8 protein-coding genes, 1 tRNA gene and 1 pseudogene are annotated in these 14363 nt (G+C 55.2%); 8 read left to right on the top strand and 2 right to left on the bottom strand.

Translation table 11 applies throughout. The features are described from left to right. Window positions 1-96: 96 nt before the first annotated feature. On the top strand, window positions 97-2043 hold the full coding sequence (locus tag AAF465_07805; GenBank protein MEM7082622.1) for an alpha/beta fold hydrolase: 1947 nt from the start codon (window positions 97-99) through the stop codon (window positions 2041-2043). A 156-nt stretch (window positions 2044-2199) separates the two neighbouring features. Then, window positions 2200-4137, top strand: coding sequence for a S9 family peptidase (locus AAF465_07800; GenBank protein ID MEM7082621.1), 1938 nt, complete (start codon window positions 2200-2202; stop codon window positions 4135-4137). Window positions 4138-4171: 34 nt separating this feature from the next. Here the strand turns inward: AAF465_07800 and AAF465_07795 are convergent, their stop codons facing one another. After that, the gene (locus tag AAF465_07795) at window positions 4172-5044 is read right to left on the bottom strand and encodes an HDOD domain-containing protein (GenBank protein MEM7082620.1); all 873 of its coding nucleotides are present in this window, start codon (window positions 5042-5044) and stop codon (window positions 4172-4174) included. Window positions 5045-5175: 131 nt separating this feature from the next. On the opposite strand from AAF465_07795, the gene ggt reads away from it, so the two are divergent. Continuing rightward, window positions 5176-6915 (top strand): gamma-glutamyltransferase, encoded by a 1740-nt coding sequence (gene ggt / locus AAF465_07790; GenBank protein MEM7082619.1) that lies wholly within the window; start codon window positions 5176-5178, stop codon window positions 6913-6915. A 184-nt stretch (window positions 6916-7099) separates the two neighbouring features. Here the strand turns inward: ggt and AAF465_07785 are convergent, their stop codons facing one another. Then, window positions 7100-9028 (bottom strand): succinylglutamate desuccinylase/aspartoacylase family protein, encoded by a 1929-nt coding sequence (locus tag AAF465_07785; GenBank protein ID MEM7082618.1) that lies wholly within the window; start codon window positions 9026-9028, stop codon window positions 7100-7102. A 204-nt stretch (window positions 9029-9232) separates the two neighbouring features. Here AAF465_07785 and AAF465_07780 point away from each other — a divergent pair, with 204 nt between their 5' ends. The 5 genes and pseudogenes from AAF465_07780 (at window position 9233) to AAF465_07760 (ending at window position 14176) form a co-directional block, all read left to right on the top strand. Then, window positions 9233-10204: a phosphotransferase gene (locus AAF465_07780; GenBank protein MEM7082617.1), complete on the top strand. Its 972-nt coding sequence runs from the start codon at window positions 9233-9235 to the stop codon at window positions 10202-10204. After that, window positions 10204-10983 carry an inositol monophosphatase family protein gene (locus AAF465_07775; protein MEM7082616.1) on the top strand — a complete coding sequence of 260 codons (780 nt, stop codon included), beginning with the start codon at window positions 10204-10206 and terminating at the stop codon, window positions 10981-10983. The genes AAF465_07780 and AAF465_07775 overlap by 1 nt, the downstream gene beginning before the upstream one ends. Window positions 10984-11092: 109 nt before the next feature. Then, window positions 11093-11169 (top strand) — tRNA-Arg (locus AAF465_07770). 1243 nt (window positions 11170-12412) lie between these two features. Then, the gene (locus AAF465_07765; GenBank protein MEM7082615.1) at window positions 12413-13036 is read left to right on the top strand and encodes a DUF3238 domain-containing protein; all 624 of its coding nucleotides are present in this window, start codon (window positions 12413-12415) and stop codon (window positions 13034-13036) included. A 50-nt stretch (window positions 13037-13086) separates the two neighbouring features. Continuing rightward, window positions 13087-14176: pseudogene (locus tag AAF465_07760) on the top strand (IS3 family transposase). Window positions 14177-14363: the final 187 nt, after the last annotated feature.

Genomic DNA, 14363 nt, shown 5'->3' with positions numbered 1-14363 from the left:
GATGCGGGTAGTCGCAGCGCCGGATAGCGATTTGCACGGTTTGGCGGTTTGAATGAGACATTGTCGTAAAAGTAGTTCGCTACGAAGCGTACGCGGATGACAAGTAAACGCCCTTCGCTCTTTGCGGTTTGGTTGGTGATCGTCTTGTGCCTTGACGGGCGGGTCGCCGCCGAGAATGCCGATCCCGCGCACTACGGCCAGCTACCGTATGCGCGCTCCGTTTCCGTCTCCCCCGATGGCCGCCACATTGCCTATATTCGGCGTGACGGCGATGCGGACTATTTGGTTGTGGCGCGCACCGCCGATTTGTCCGTCATCGGTGGCGCTCAGGCCAGGAAAACCAAAGCGCGCCATGTGCTGTTTGCGACCAATCGGCACGTAGTGGTGTCGCTATCCCAAACGGTTCGCTCACCGCGCGTATACAATCAGTGGGAACACAGTGGGCTATCGGTCTTGGACATCCAAACGGGTGAGCAGATTAGTCTGCTAAAAGATTGGCGAAAGCTGTATCCCGCGCAAACAGACATAGGACGCGTCGTAGGCGTTAACGCGTCAAAAGGTGAACTGTATTTTCCTGCTTATGTCGGTAAACGTAATCCAAGCTTTAATCTGTTGCGAGCTGGGTTGGATGGCCAGCCGGCGGCCATTCATGCGCGCGGTACCGAGCACACGATAGATTGGTACGTCGACGCGGAAGGCCGTGTTCTGGCTAAAGAAGAGTTTGATGAGCAGCGCAAAGAACACAGCCTTCATGTGCGGCGCGACACGGGTTGGTCGCAAGTGTATGTAGAAGTTGGGGAGCAGCCTAGTGCGGCATTTGGTGCCGTATCGGCGGATGGCGCACAACTTTATTTTTCGCGCGATACTGAAATAGGTGACGAAGTGTATGCGCTGTCGTTGAGCGATGGCGAGGTCAACGGTCCGTTGTTTGATACGAAAGGGGACGAGATTGATCGACTGCTAGTTAAAGATCGGGGGCGAGAGCTCCATGGCATCCAGTTCAGCGGCTTACTGCCCAGCTATCAGTTTATCGACACTCACTATCAACAATTCCATCAATCTGTTCAGTTGGCCTATCCGCAAAGCACGGTCGTTCCGGTTTCGGCGTCCCAAGATGGGATCAAGCAGGTTTTTCTCGTTAGCGGCAATGAGGCGGCGGGTGATTACGTACTGCTCGACACACGCACGCGCGAGCTGGATGTCATCGCGTCGCAGTATCCCGACATTCCTCGCCAATTGATCGGTGACATCAAAGTGGTTCGCTTCAAGACCCACGACGGCCTATCGATTGAAGCCGTGGTCACGTGGCCACTCGAAACGGATAGAAAATCAAACCTGCCGATGATCGTCTTGCCTCACCGCGGGGACGGCTTCTACGATTTTGTTCGGTTTGACTGGATGGCGCAGTATTTCGCTCGAAAAGGCTATGTGGTGTTTCAACCGAATTATCGCGGCTCGTCCGGACGCGGCAAAGACTTTCGCCAAGCTGGCTACGGGGAGTGGGCGCGCGCTGTGCAGCATGATATTGCCGATGGTGTCGACGCCATGATCGCCGCGGGCCATGCCGACGAGACGCGGATCTGTATTGTGGGGACCTCCTTGGGCGGATTTCTGGCGCTCACCGCCGCTACCGCGTCTCCCGAGCGCTATCGTTGTGTCGTGTCCATCGCAGGCGTTACAGACTTGCCACGCTTACTGTTTGACATCGAGCGTCAGTTTGGTGAACACAGTTTGGCGCTTCGTGAATGGCATCGACGCTTGGGTGACTTAGCGCATAACCACGCATTACAGGTCGCGAGTTCGCCGGTTTCGTCAGCGCCCACCTTTCCCGCGCCGGTGTTGCTGGTGCACGGTGATGACGATTCGGTGGTCTTACCCAACCAGAGTGCCCGGCTGTACAAGGCCCTCAAAAAACACGAAAAACCCGTTGAGCTGGTCAAACTACGAGACGAAGACCATTGGCTATCAAACAACGATACGCGACTGGCGATGCTGAAGCACGTATCGCGCTTTATTGAGACGCATAATCCGCCGAATCGCTGATGCGCATGGGGATGGTACGATGGTGATATGCCTTGGGAGTGGGCGGAGTGCGTTCAGCAAACAGTGCACCCGCGTAGCCTGTTGCCAATACCGATGTTGCGCTGTTCAACGCAACGCCCTACCAGGGGATTCGCACCGACCGACTTTGGAGAAGTCATGGATCGATCAATAGGCCTGTTCACCGCGCTACTTTGCGGCGCCCTGTCGACGGGTGTGTTTGCCGGTGAGGCAAACCCCGATCACTACGGTCAGCTGCCGTTTGTTCGGTCGGTCACGATCTCTCCGGATGGCGAACATTTGGCCTACATTCAGCGCCAACAAGATGGTGACTACTTCGTGATCGCCAGAACGTCAGACATGTCGATCGTGGGTGGCGCAAACGCAGAAAAAATCAAAGCACGATCGGTTTTTTTCGCTACCAATAAGCATGTTGTTCTTCGCATATCCAAAACAACGCGTTACTTCGGGTTCAGAAACAAATGGGAAAATAGTGGCGCTGTTGTCTATGACATCGACAGCGGAAAAATGCGCACGCTATTACGCGGCACGCGAAACCTGTATCCGGCGCAGAGTGGCTTGGGCTACATTGTTGGCTTAAATCCAGATGAGGAGTCGGTGTACATGCCGGCGTACGTCGGCGATCGAAATCCGGATTTCCATCTTATGCGGGTCGACCTAAACGGTAGCCGAGGCCGCGTACACAAGCGCGGTACCGAACACACGACAGACTGGTTTGTCGATTCCTCCGGCAACGTGCTGGCCAAGGAGGAATACCATGAAGGTGAGACAGAACACCGCGTCATGGCGTGGCGAGAGGGCAGTTGGCACAAGGTGTTCTCTGAGATCGTTGATGTGCCTCAGGTTTCCTTCCGCGCCACGGATGTCGTTAACAACGCGTTGATATTCAGTCGGGCAGATGGAGACGGCGACGCACTGTATTCGCTGTCGCTGAACGACGGTAGCATCACAGGACCGCTGTACGAGAGCGGGGATGAAGAGATTGATGGTGTAATCACCGGGCGACTGACGGACGAGCTAATGGCAATCCGGTACGCCGGCATGCTGCCCAGTTACGCCTTTTTCGATGAACATCAGCAGAGTTTTTACGATGCGGTGCAGTCGGAGTATCCCACCAGTTCCGTGTTCCCGGTGTCCGCGACGAGTGACTACACCAAGCTGATTTATCGTGTGAGTGGAAACGAACTGGCCAGCACGTATGTGCTACTGGATACCACCTCACGCACTCTCAGACGGTTTGCGTCCCAATACCCGGAAATCGACACCGATGATATCGGCGAAATTAAGGTTGTGCGCTACAAAGCAAGAGATGGGTTGTCGATTCAAGCGGTGATCACGTGGCCGCCTGATGTTAAAGAGCGCGCCGATCTGCCGATGCTCGTACTGCCTCATGGTGGTCCGGCGGCGTACGACAGTATGCGGTTTGATTGGTGGGCGCAGTTTTTTGCGCGGCGTGGCTACCTGATTTTACAACCCAATTTCCGTGGCTCTTCCGGATCGGGCAATTCGTTTCAAAACGCCGGCCGGGGAGAGTGGGGTCGGGCCATGCAGGATGATGTCACTGACGGGGTTAAGGCAGCAATCGAGGCAGGTTACGCCGATCCTGAGCGCGTGTGCATCATGGGGTCGTCCTATGGTGGGTACTCGGCGTTGGCCGGCGGCGCGTTTACACCGGATGTTTATCGGTGTGTCATCTCAGTGGCGGGCGTGTCGGATCTACCGATGATGCTGCGCGACGTCAAGATCCGCCGTGGTCGACGCCATTGGGTTGTGAGCTACTGGCAAAAACTGATCGGCGATTCAAAGGAGGAGCGCGAGAAACTCAAAGCGATTTCCCCTGCCAATTTCGCCGAGAAGTTCACCTCTCCGGTTCTTCTGTTGCACGGCTCGGATGATACCGTCGTCGGCTACAATCAAAGTGACCGCATGTACAAGGCGCTTAGAAAGCACAAAAAGGCGGTACAAATAGTGAAACTCAAGGGCGAGGATCACTGGCTGTCTGACAGCGATACGCGTTTAGCCATGCTCTCACGCATTTCCGAGTTTCTCGATAAGCACAATCCGGTTGACCGCTAGGGCGACAGCGGCCAGATGAGCGCCGGAGTGGAGTTCATGAGACGCCAAGAATTAACATGATATCCCGCACATCGGATTCGGCTTCCTGCAGGATTGCCAGACTCTCGTCGGGACCGAGTGCCTCATTGAACAGTTTTGCGTAAGCCGGCACCGCATTAATATGCGGCTGCTCGGCTTGCTCGGGCGTACCGACACCCGCATGTAGTCGCGCCAGCAGCACAATATCGCCCAGGTCTGCCTCCGGCGCGGGATCGCGCAGCCAGTCCTTGCGGCTTCGAACCGCATCGATCAGCGTCGGTTCAAACCCCCAGTGGCGCAGCAGCACCGGACCCGTTTTGCCGGTGAACGATTCCACCGTGGCGAGAATGCGCTCGGGATCGGTTACCGCTTGCTTACGTTGATCCAACCCGCGAAGCAACGGGAGCGCGCCAATGTCCTGCAGTAGACCCGCCAGCATCGCTTCGTCTGGCTCATGGCCGACGCGCTGAGCGATCACCGATGACAGGGCCGCGAGATGGGCGGACGTTCGCCACGTTTGCTGAAGCAGTTTCGCGAGTGACCGAGATCGGGTTGTGAACATGGCGCGTAAGGCATAGCTCATGACCAGATTCCGTGTCGAGGCCATGCCAAGCCGCGATACCGCGGTCTGGACTTTGGTGATCGGTACGCGCCCGCGATAGAGTGCGCTGTTGGCAATCGCGATGAGATAGGCGGAGGCGCCTGCGTCCGTTTCGAGAATGCGCGCGACTTTTTCGGCGGAAAAGTCGGGTTGGTTGACGGCGGCCCGCAGACGTAACGCCACATGCGGCATACTCGGTAAGATCACCCGGTTATTCAAAATATCTCGATACACCTGGCTGAACAGGCCTTTTAACGGGGTGGTTGCTGGGCGGGTTGTGGCCGTCATGCGAGCAAGTCCATTTATCGCTATCACACTCGTTAGCGACCGACTTGCGGACTTGTTTAGTCCGTAATCTGGCGATATGAGCATATTTAGGCGATCATCATCCTATCCACTGCTTATTCGGAATCCATGTGATGAAACCATTCGCGATATTTCCTGTGTTACTGATGCTCGTTGCCTGCGCCCCCACCGCGGTACCGTCGAATGAGGCCGCTTCGGTGTCCGACGCTGAGCCTTGGACCAAGGGCGCCATGGCGGCGACCGCCAATCCGCATGCGACGGCAGCAGCGGTAGAAATGCTCGAGCGAGGCGGACACGCTGTGGACGCGGCGATTGCGGCGCACGCGGTATTGGGCCTTGTTGAACCACAAAGCTCGGGGATCGGCGGCGGTGGTTTTATGCTGGTATACGAACGCGATGGGCAAGCATTGACCTTTCATGAAGGCCGCGAAATGGCGCCCGCCGGTGCCACCGTTGATATGTTTATGAAAGACGGTGAAGTCATGAACTTTTTCGAAGCGTGGCAAAGCGGTAAAGCCTTTGGCGTGCCGGGTGCGATCGCGCTCTATAAAAGTGCCCACGATCAGCATGGCCGTTTGCCTTGGGCGGATCTTTTTAAACCCGCCATCAAGCTGGCCGAAGACGGCTTTCATGTTTCCCCTCGACTGGCGGGCTTCTTGCCACGCGTTGCCCGGGTTGGGCGACTCGATGAAAATCCACCCACCGCGGCCTACTTCTTTCCAGGCGGTAAGCCCCTCGAAGTGGGGCATCTATTAAAAAATCCGGAGTACGCGCACACGCTAACGCGCATTGGCGAAGAAGGGATCAGCGCCTTTTATTCTGGTCCGCTGGCTGAAGCCATGGCGGCGGCCGCGCAAGAAGAACCCAATCCCGGCACACTCACTGTGGCCGATATCGAGGCGTATGAAGCCAAGAAGCGCCCCGTGATTTGTGGTGATTTTCGAACACTGAGTATATGCACCACGTCACCCCCGTCATCGGGTGGGGCGCAAATTATGATTGCCGGACTCTATGATCATCTGATCAGCGGCGCCACGGGCCAGGCAGACCGCGTTGCCGCCTATGTGGATGCCCAGCGTCTGGCCTATGCCGATCGCGATCACTATTTTGGTGATCCGGACGAGGTCGATGTCCCGATCGACAACCTGCTCAATCCCGACTACCTCAAGCATCGTGCCACCGAGCGCATTGCCCCTGGGGCGGTGCCCACACCTGGCGATCCGGGGCAGGTTTTGCACCAGCGTTCAACGCTCTCAATGTGGGGCTCGGATACGACCGAAGAAGCCGCGGGCACAACGCATCTGTCGATCATCGATGCGCAGGGCAATGCGGTGTCGCTCACCGCCACCGTCGAGGCGCCCTTTGGGTCCTCTCGCTGGGCCGGGGGGTTTTTGCTCAATAATGAACTCACCGACTTCGCGCGCGAAGTGGTGCCGGGTGAGCCGCGCCCGGCGAACGCGATTACGCCGGGCCGACGGCCACGCTCTTCAATGTCGCCCAGTATGATTTTCGATGCACAGGGTGACCTGCTGATGATCACCGGTTCACCCGGCGGCAACTCCATTCCGGCGTACGTATCGAAGTCCATTATCGGCGTGTTGGATTGGGGGTTATCGCCACAAGAGGCGGTCGATCATGCCAACATTATCGCGCGCGGCGAGAAAGTCCGCGTGGAAGTGACGGTGGAGCCGGGGCAATCGATTGCCGATGACTTATCGTCGCGCGGGTACAACGTGCAGGAGCGTCAGGGTGAAAACTCTGGGTTGCATGTTATTTATGTGGGTAGCGAAGCCCTGCAAGGGGCGGCCGATCCGCGTCGCGAAGGCACAGTGGCGGTGCCAAAAACGAACTAGCGGTTTCGCCCAAAGTTAGGCGAGCTTCACCGATAGTCGCAAGCGCTCGGCACTAGCCCGTTAATCGTTCACGTTTAACGCGGCGAAGACAAACGCATAGTATGTGGCTCTCATTAAGCGGCGCCACGCCCATCATCGAGTGCTGTGACCGGCGAATGCCAGACGGTCGGGCAAACGGACCGTGTTAGCTGCGTTCGTCCTCCGTATCCCCCTCCAGTGGCAATGGATCGGGTGATACGGGTGGGGTGGGTACCAACGTGGGATCGGCGGGTGTCGCGGGGTCGACCTCGAGTGGTGGGGACGTGGTAGGCGCTTCAGCCACTTCCTCTTCTGTGCTGGGTATGCCAATCCGGAAGGTCGCAAAACCGGGCAGCACAACCTGATTGAGCGCCATGCCCAATACTCGTCCCCTTAGCGGCGAGCGGAGCTCGCTGCGCACATTCGTAATCGGATCGGTGATGGTGCCCAGCACCTGTCCTTCACGCACGCGCTGACCGAGCTTGACGCTGGAGAACAGCAGGCCCCCGTCGTCCGCGCGTATCCAGGTGGATTTGTAGTAGACCGGTTCCGGGTCGCCCCACACTCGAACACGACGGGTCATTTTGAGTTTGGTGAGCAATGTTTGGATGCCTTTGGTGCCGTGCTCAATTTCCTTTTCTTGCAGTCGACTTGGGCCGCCAGTTTCCAGCGTAACGGTGGGGATACCCGCGAGCACCGCAGCGCGTCTGAGCGTACCGTCGGTAGAGGCGCTGTGCAGCACCGCCGTGGCACCAAATCCTTCGGTCAGCGCGGCGACTTCGGGTACCGACATGTCCGCCCGTAGTTGGGGCAGGTTGGTGCGCAAGAACGAGCCGGTGTGAATATCAACAAGGGCATCGCAATGGATAATGACTTGCGAAAACAGCGAATGCGCCATCCGCGAGGCTGAACTGCCGTTGGCATTGCCGGGGAAAAACCGATTCAAGTCTCGCCGGTCTGGCAGGTAACGCGAATTTCGGCGAAAGCCCTGCAAATTCACAATCGGTACGCCGATCACGGTACCGTTGAGCGTATCGGGATCTAAGTCGTACATGATCCGCCGCACAATTTCGATGCCGTTTAGTTCGTCGCCGTGAATGGCCGCTGTTAAGCACAATGTAGTGCCCGGGTTGATGCCGTTTACCACCAGTACCGGTGTCGGCACACTGATGCCGTCAAAATGTTGATCGGGGGACCAGGACAATCGTGCCGACGTGCCGGGCGCCACTTCCTCGCCCAGCATCACCAGCGACGGTTTGATATCGGTGTCTTCCGCCTCCGGTTCCACGCCCAGATCGGCGGGCTCGGTGGTCGCGTCGGTTTCGTCCGTGGCGTCAGTAATAACCGGGTCGCTAAGATCAACGTCCTCGGCGACGGGCATCGGCTGTTCCGCGGGCGGCGCGTCGAGCGTCCCGGACCCGACGTCCGATACCGGTTCGCCGTCGCGCGCCAGTGGTGGTGGGTCATCGTGCGCGACATCCGAGGCGGTTTGTTCAAGGGCCTTCGCTTCGTCGGGCCGATCGGCTCGGTTTACGGTGGTGTCGGTGGTGTCGCGCGTTTCGTTTGAGTTGCGTGTGACGCTCGTTTCCTTCACGTCATTCACGTCGATTGCGTTGTTCGCATCCTTCGCGTCGTCTTCGTTACTGAGGTTGCCGGTCTCGCCCAACACATCCGAGTTGTCCGTTCGGGTATCCTGCTCCCCGTGGCGGGTTGTGCGCGGGTCTGTTTTTTGCCGATCAACCGCGTCGGTTAATGAACCGGTTTGATCGGGTGCGTCTAGGATCTCGGTCCGGGGAGTTGCGGCAGTGGACCGTTCAGCCGGTGCGGGCTCGTCAGCATAGAGTGCATTCTCTGTACGCGTCGGCGTCGGCGCCTCGGATGGGGCTGAAGCGGTTATCGCCAGATCGTTTGAGGTGCCTTCTGGTGTCGTTGTGTCGATGGCTAGCACGCTGGTTTCGTTTAGCACATCGACACTGCTCAGCGTCGCGGCGTGCCACGCGGTGGTACACCACAGCGCAACCATCGCCAGACTCGGTATCGCGCTATGTACTGGCAGCCGGCGTGCCGGTAGTGGATTAGAAGAAGACTTGGCCATGTGTGTCGATCTAACGGATTGCATTACGTTAAACCCGTGTTATACAGGTTTTTGCCCGATCAGACTGTGAAGTAGTCGGCCAAGCGCGGGTCGGATGAATCGATCATCGACGGGTCGTGCCGTCAGCGTCAAGCGCTAGGGCCACTGTTTAAGGCAACTCTCAGCGATTTTGCGATACGCCCAGTATACTGTCGCGTCATGCCTATGAATGAACACATCACACGTCTGATCTTGAGCGCGACCGGTGCTCAGGACATGGTCGAATTGTCTACACTGCAGTCGCTGTGGAGCGGGTATGGCTCGATTGTGCGCTATGGACTCACCGGGGCCGACCGATCGTCCGTCGTGGTGAAGCATGTTCGACCGCCCCTTGGCGATTCACACCCACGCGGTTGGAATACCTCGTTGTCGCACACCCGAAAATTGCGGTCATACGCAGTCGAGGCGGCGTGGTACCAACACTGGCGTTCGCGTTGTGATTGGAATTGCTATGCACCACAGTGTTTAGCCGTCGCGACCCATGGCAAGGAGGTCTACATCGTGCTTGAGGATCTGACGGCCGCCGGCTACGACACGATCAAACGATCGGTGTCGGGTGCCGAAATGGACGTGTGTCTCACCTGGCTGGCCCATTTTCACGCGACGTTCTTGGGCGAGGTGCCGAAGCGACTTTGGCCGACAGGCACTTACTGGCACTTGGCCACGCGACCGGATGAGCTCGATGCCTTAGACGATCGTCGGCTCCGGGAAGCGGCGGTCGAAATTGATCGTCGATTGACTGAGAGTCCGTTTCAGACGTTCGTACATGGCGACGCTAAATTGGCTAATTTTTGTTTTACACGCGATGGCACGCAGGTTGCGGCAGTCGATTTTCAATATGTCGGAGGCGGTTGTGGCATGAAAGACCTAGCGTACTTTGTTGGCAGCTGTCTCGATGAGGCGGACTGCGAGCGGCTAGAATCTAGGTTGCTGGACACGTACTTCGAGCGCTTGGCTAGCGCGCTTGATGCACAGCGAACGAATATCGACTTGTCCGCGTTGGAAAAGGACTGGCGCGCGCTTTATCCGGTTGCGTGGACCGACTTTCATCGGTTTATCAAAGGCTGGAGTCCTGGGCATTGGAAGATCAATGGCTACAGCGAGCGTATTGCTCGCGACGTGGTTGACAGCCTGTGATGTGCACGGCCACTGAGCTGACTGCGCTGTGCGAGCTTGCGATCGACGCGGCGACACAGAGCGGACGTCTGATTGAGTCGCGGGTGGGCGGTGACGTCTCGGTTCAGAGCAAGTCTGCGGGCGCTAGCGCGGCATCTCAAATTGTCACGGATGTTGATTTACAATCTCAGTCCCTGATTTTGTCGTGCCTTTTGCCGGCAATGACAACGCACGATCTAGGCATGCTGATCGAAGAGACCGACGATGACGGCAGTCGCTTTTCAAAATCCTGCTTTTGGTGCGTCGATCCGTTGGATGGCACCTTACCGTTTGTGCAGAACCGTCCGGGTTATGCGGTCTCTATTGCGTTGGTGTCGCGCGAGGGCGAGCCACTTCTGGGCGTGGTATATGATCCGTGTTCCGACACGCTGTATCACGCCATTCGCGGCGCAGGCGCCTTTCGAAATCGACAGCGGTGGCGAATCAATGAGACGCAGAATGGACCTACGCGCCTAGTCGAGGAGGGTGGTGCGGTGCTCAACGCCTGCCACGTGCTGGAAAACGCGCCAGCCGCCTTTGTCAAAAACCCAAAACCCGAGCAAGGCGGCGGCGCGATATGGGATTACGCCGCCACGCGGTGTGTGTTCGATGAGATCGGCGCCTTCGCGCTCGACCGCAACGGGGAAGCGCTCGACCTTAATCCACACGGCTCGCTTTATATGAATGAAAGAGGGGTCTTGTATGCGAGTGACAAACGCGTACTGAATGAACTGATTGGCGCAAACGCCTCGGCTGACTAAGTCAACGCGTTCTCTTTTTTATGTGTTGGCGATGTGGGCGGATACTCAATTGGGGTTGTACTGTTTGTTTTCGTATTCGGGTAAACTTTGCGCACGTCACCAACGAATAGCCCCGGTAGCTCAGCTGGATAGAGCGTCCGCCTCCTAAGCGGAAGGTCCCACGTTCGAATCGTGGTCGGGGCGCCAGTAAAAACATACGGTTAGAGCTTTTTGTGTTTTTTTGAATTTGGCGTTGTGACCACGTTGTGACCAAGTATTGCGGGCGCCACAAATACAGAGGCCCGCAGATTCCCTACCATGTCGTCTGATCAGGCATTATTTCCAAGTTAAATTCTCTAACGCTCATTTAGTTTTCCGGCAGCCACTAGACCATTTTGGTATCTTTTAGTGACATAGTTAATCTGGTCAGTTAATTGTAGGTGATATCATCACCCTCGACATTAAGTAAGTCAAAGTTGTCGATAACGTTTAGAGCTTTGTCGTTGACAATTGCATGCAGCGGTCGCAATACATGTCAGTTTCGAAGGCCTTTTTTATCAAATTGCTCAACAATTCCCATAGGGCGAGGAAGCTTCGAGAATAGGTTCCTGGCCGGGCGTGCAGCAGGATGAATTTCTATGCTGTACTCGGCGGCACTATGCGTAGACTGTCAAGTATTCATTTTCGAATCGAACATTTTGTTTGCATGAATTTCGTCCGTTATCAGACACTAGTAATAGGCTACGAAGGGGGGCGGGTGTTTACAATGAACAATAGTTCTATGAGTATTTTCGCTTGAGTGAATCATTCTGGTAGATTTGAAAAAGTTTGAACGGCTTGGCTTGCGCTTACCGATGATCAATTTCATATAGTTTTCCGGAAGGTCTTTTATTGCGGATCAAATAATCTTCATATTTTGAGGCGTGTTTGCAACGTGGAGGATTCCTGTGGTTTTCTCTTCTTCTTATTCCTCTATGGTCCATTGTCGGTCCATAAGTTTACCCGCAGCCGCTGATCGCTACTTTTGGCGTAAAGCGCCCGAACTACTAATCTAATTACCGATATCGATAAGGCTCTTGACGTGCTAGCTTAAGACGATAGCACTGTCTACTCATTCAATTTCTTCTAATAATAGTCTAATTTTGCTATGTACCAAAAGCATGGGTTAGCTTTAAGAATGCAAGTCAAGTCGTCCATGTAAGGCGAGACCTAGATAACCATTAGTTGCGACTCGTAGAATAGATTCCATTACTACGTTACGCAGGTGTCGAGTATTCACAAAGTGTTTAAAACTACAATTTGTGATCATCACAGAAGCCACGCCGTATGCACCACATCGAGAGCACTGATGACTTGACCCAACAATTTATGTGCCGTAGGTTCATGGGGGCATTAGAATAACGATGTGGCCTTGGCTCACTCAGAATGCTTGTTAAATCAGGAGACCTCGATGTTGACAGTGTGGATTGCGAGTTTTATACCAAAGGAAATACAAGGCTATACACGGCAGGTGCCTGGAGGCGGTGGAGCCACAATGATTCCGGGTCCAACACCACTAAATGATTGCTTTCATACGGATCAACGGTCTTTCTCCGAGCAGGCAAATGCTAGTTCCCGAATGCGAACAGAGGTCAGAATATCTTTGAATGACTTTAGCCTATCTAGTCAAAGGCATACCTGCGATGCAACGATAGAATGTGATTGTGAAGATGGTGACGTCGAGTGCAATGAAGAAGCAAATAGAAGTAATTTAAAAGTTAAGAACTATCTGTCGAATGGAAGCGGGTGCACATTCTTGATCGAGGGCGGTGCTGGTAATCCGTGCGTCCTTGCCGGTGCGCCTGAAATCAATTGGAAAATTTTAGTGGCTGTTAAGCGGAATGCTGAGGGTAATATAGAGGTGATGATAGAATCTGGTTCCGTGGTAGAACCGTTCCCAGCGTTTGAGATGTATGCGAGCTTGAGCGGAAGAACACAAAGAATATTTGCCACAAGTCCGGATGACGGCAGTAATCCGTGGGATCTTTACGGTCCGCCCAATAAGCAAGTAACAGGATCAGCGGTGTTCCAGTGAAGACCTTCAAATAATTTACAGCTTTTGTAAGGGGTAAGGTCAAGTCACAGATCGCATCGGTCCTGAGGGAAGCGGATGCTGGCGCTAAGGTGAAGGATATCTGCAGGCGCCACGGTATCAGTGATGCGACGTACTACAACAAGAAATCCAAATATGGAGGCATGCAAGCCTCCGATCTTCGCAAGCTCCGGGAAACGGAGGCCAAGCTGTCAAAACTGAACCTAATGTATGCTGACTTGGCGCTGGAGAACCACGCGTTGAAGGACTTCATCGAAAAAAAGCTCTGAGCCCACTGGAGAAACGGGATACTGCAGAGTATCTGGTGGAGGAACACAAGCTGTCAAAAGCGATGGCCAGTCGCGCTATGAGAATGAGTCGCTCGAGCTGGTACCGACATCCTGTGAACTGGCAAGACCGAGACAAAGACGTAATCGACGCAATTTACACGAAGATAGAGAAACACCCGCGCTGGGGCTTCTAGAAGTGCCACAACCGACTGCGCCTGGATGGCCATGAGTGGAATCATAAACGCACTTACCGCGTGTACAAAGCGTTGAGTCTTAATCTGCCCCGCCGAAAGAAGCGAAGTCTGCCGCAGCGTGTGCTGCAACCGATGCTGGTGAAATACGAGGTCAATGCAGAGTGGTCTCTGGGTTTCATGATCGATACGTTTTACCAGACCTCGCGTCGCTTCTGTACGTTGAACATCCTTGACGAGGGTGTGAGAGAGGTACTGGAGATCGTTATTGATACCTCAATCATAGCTCAGCGGGTCGTACGTGCTCTGGAGCGCCTGGTCGAGTGCGCGGTAAACCGGGAGCGATACGAGTGGACAACGGTCCTGAATACATTGCTCAGGCCTTCAGGGACTGGTGCGATGACAACGGCACTGAGCTTCGATTTATCCAACCTGGTAAGCCCAACCAAAACGTGTTAATCCAGCGCTTTAACCATACGTATCGGCACGAAGTCTTGAACGCCTACGTGTTTGAATTACTCTACCAGGTGCGCCAGATTACGTGCAAATGGATGACCGAATACAACGAAAAACGACAGCACGATAGACTAGAAAACATACCGCCGGCGATGTTCCGGCGGCAACTGGAAAAGCTTGAAAACTCTAGTTCAGAACTCTGTCATCGACGGGGAGGCTTACGGGAGGAATGGAGGGCAATGACCAGAGCAACACCGCACCTTACCTTGTGACCTGTTTCGACGGTCAGTGACGAGAATGTTGCAAGTCGTTTTATGTCGGCATCGGTGTGAGAAACCGGTAAGGCAATGTATATCAGGAAGATACCGATTTACCCTGATCGAGAACTACTGA

The organism is Pseudomonadota bacterium, from assembly GCA_039028935.1.
Lineage (GTDB): Bacteria > Pseudomonadota > Gammaproteobacteria > Steroidobacterales > SZUA-146 > SZUA-146.
Note: the sequence above shows the minus strand (reverse complement) of the source record. Positions and strands in the feature narration are given on the sequence as shown.

Coding starts and splice junctions, on each gene's coding strand:
- AAF465_07765 (MEM7082615.1), top strand. CDS start 12,413: ATGTTGACAGTGTGGATTGCGAGTTTTATACCAAAGGAAATACAAGGC.
- AAF465_07805 (MEM7082622.1), top strand. CDS start 97: ATGACAAGTAAACGCCCTTCGCTCTTTGCGGTTTGGTTGGTGATCGTC.
- ggt (MEM7082619.1), top strand. CDS start 5,176: ATGAAACCATTCGCGATATTTCCTGTGTTACTGATGCTCGTTGCCTGC.
- AAF465_07800 (MEM7082621.1), top strand. CDS start 2,200: ATGGATCGATCAATAGGCCTGTTCACCGCGCTACTTTGCGGCGCCCTG.
- AAF465_07775 (MEM7082616.1), top strand. CDS start 10,204: ATGTGCACGGCCACTGAGCTGACTGCGCTGTGCGAGCTTGCGATCGAC.
- AAF465_07795 (MEM7082620.1), bottom strand. CDS start 5,044: ATGACGGCCACAACCCGCCCAGCAACCACCCCGTTAAAAGGCCTGTTC.
- AAF465_07785 (MEM7082618.1), bottom strand. CDS start 9,028: ATGGCCAAGTCTTCTTCTAATCCACTACCGGCACGCCGGCTGCCAGTA.
- AAF465_07780 (MEM7082617.1), top strand. CDS start 9,233: ATGAATGAACACATCACACGTCTGATCTTGAGCGCGACCGGTGCTCAG.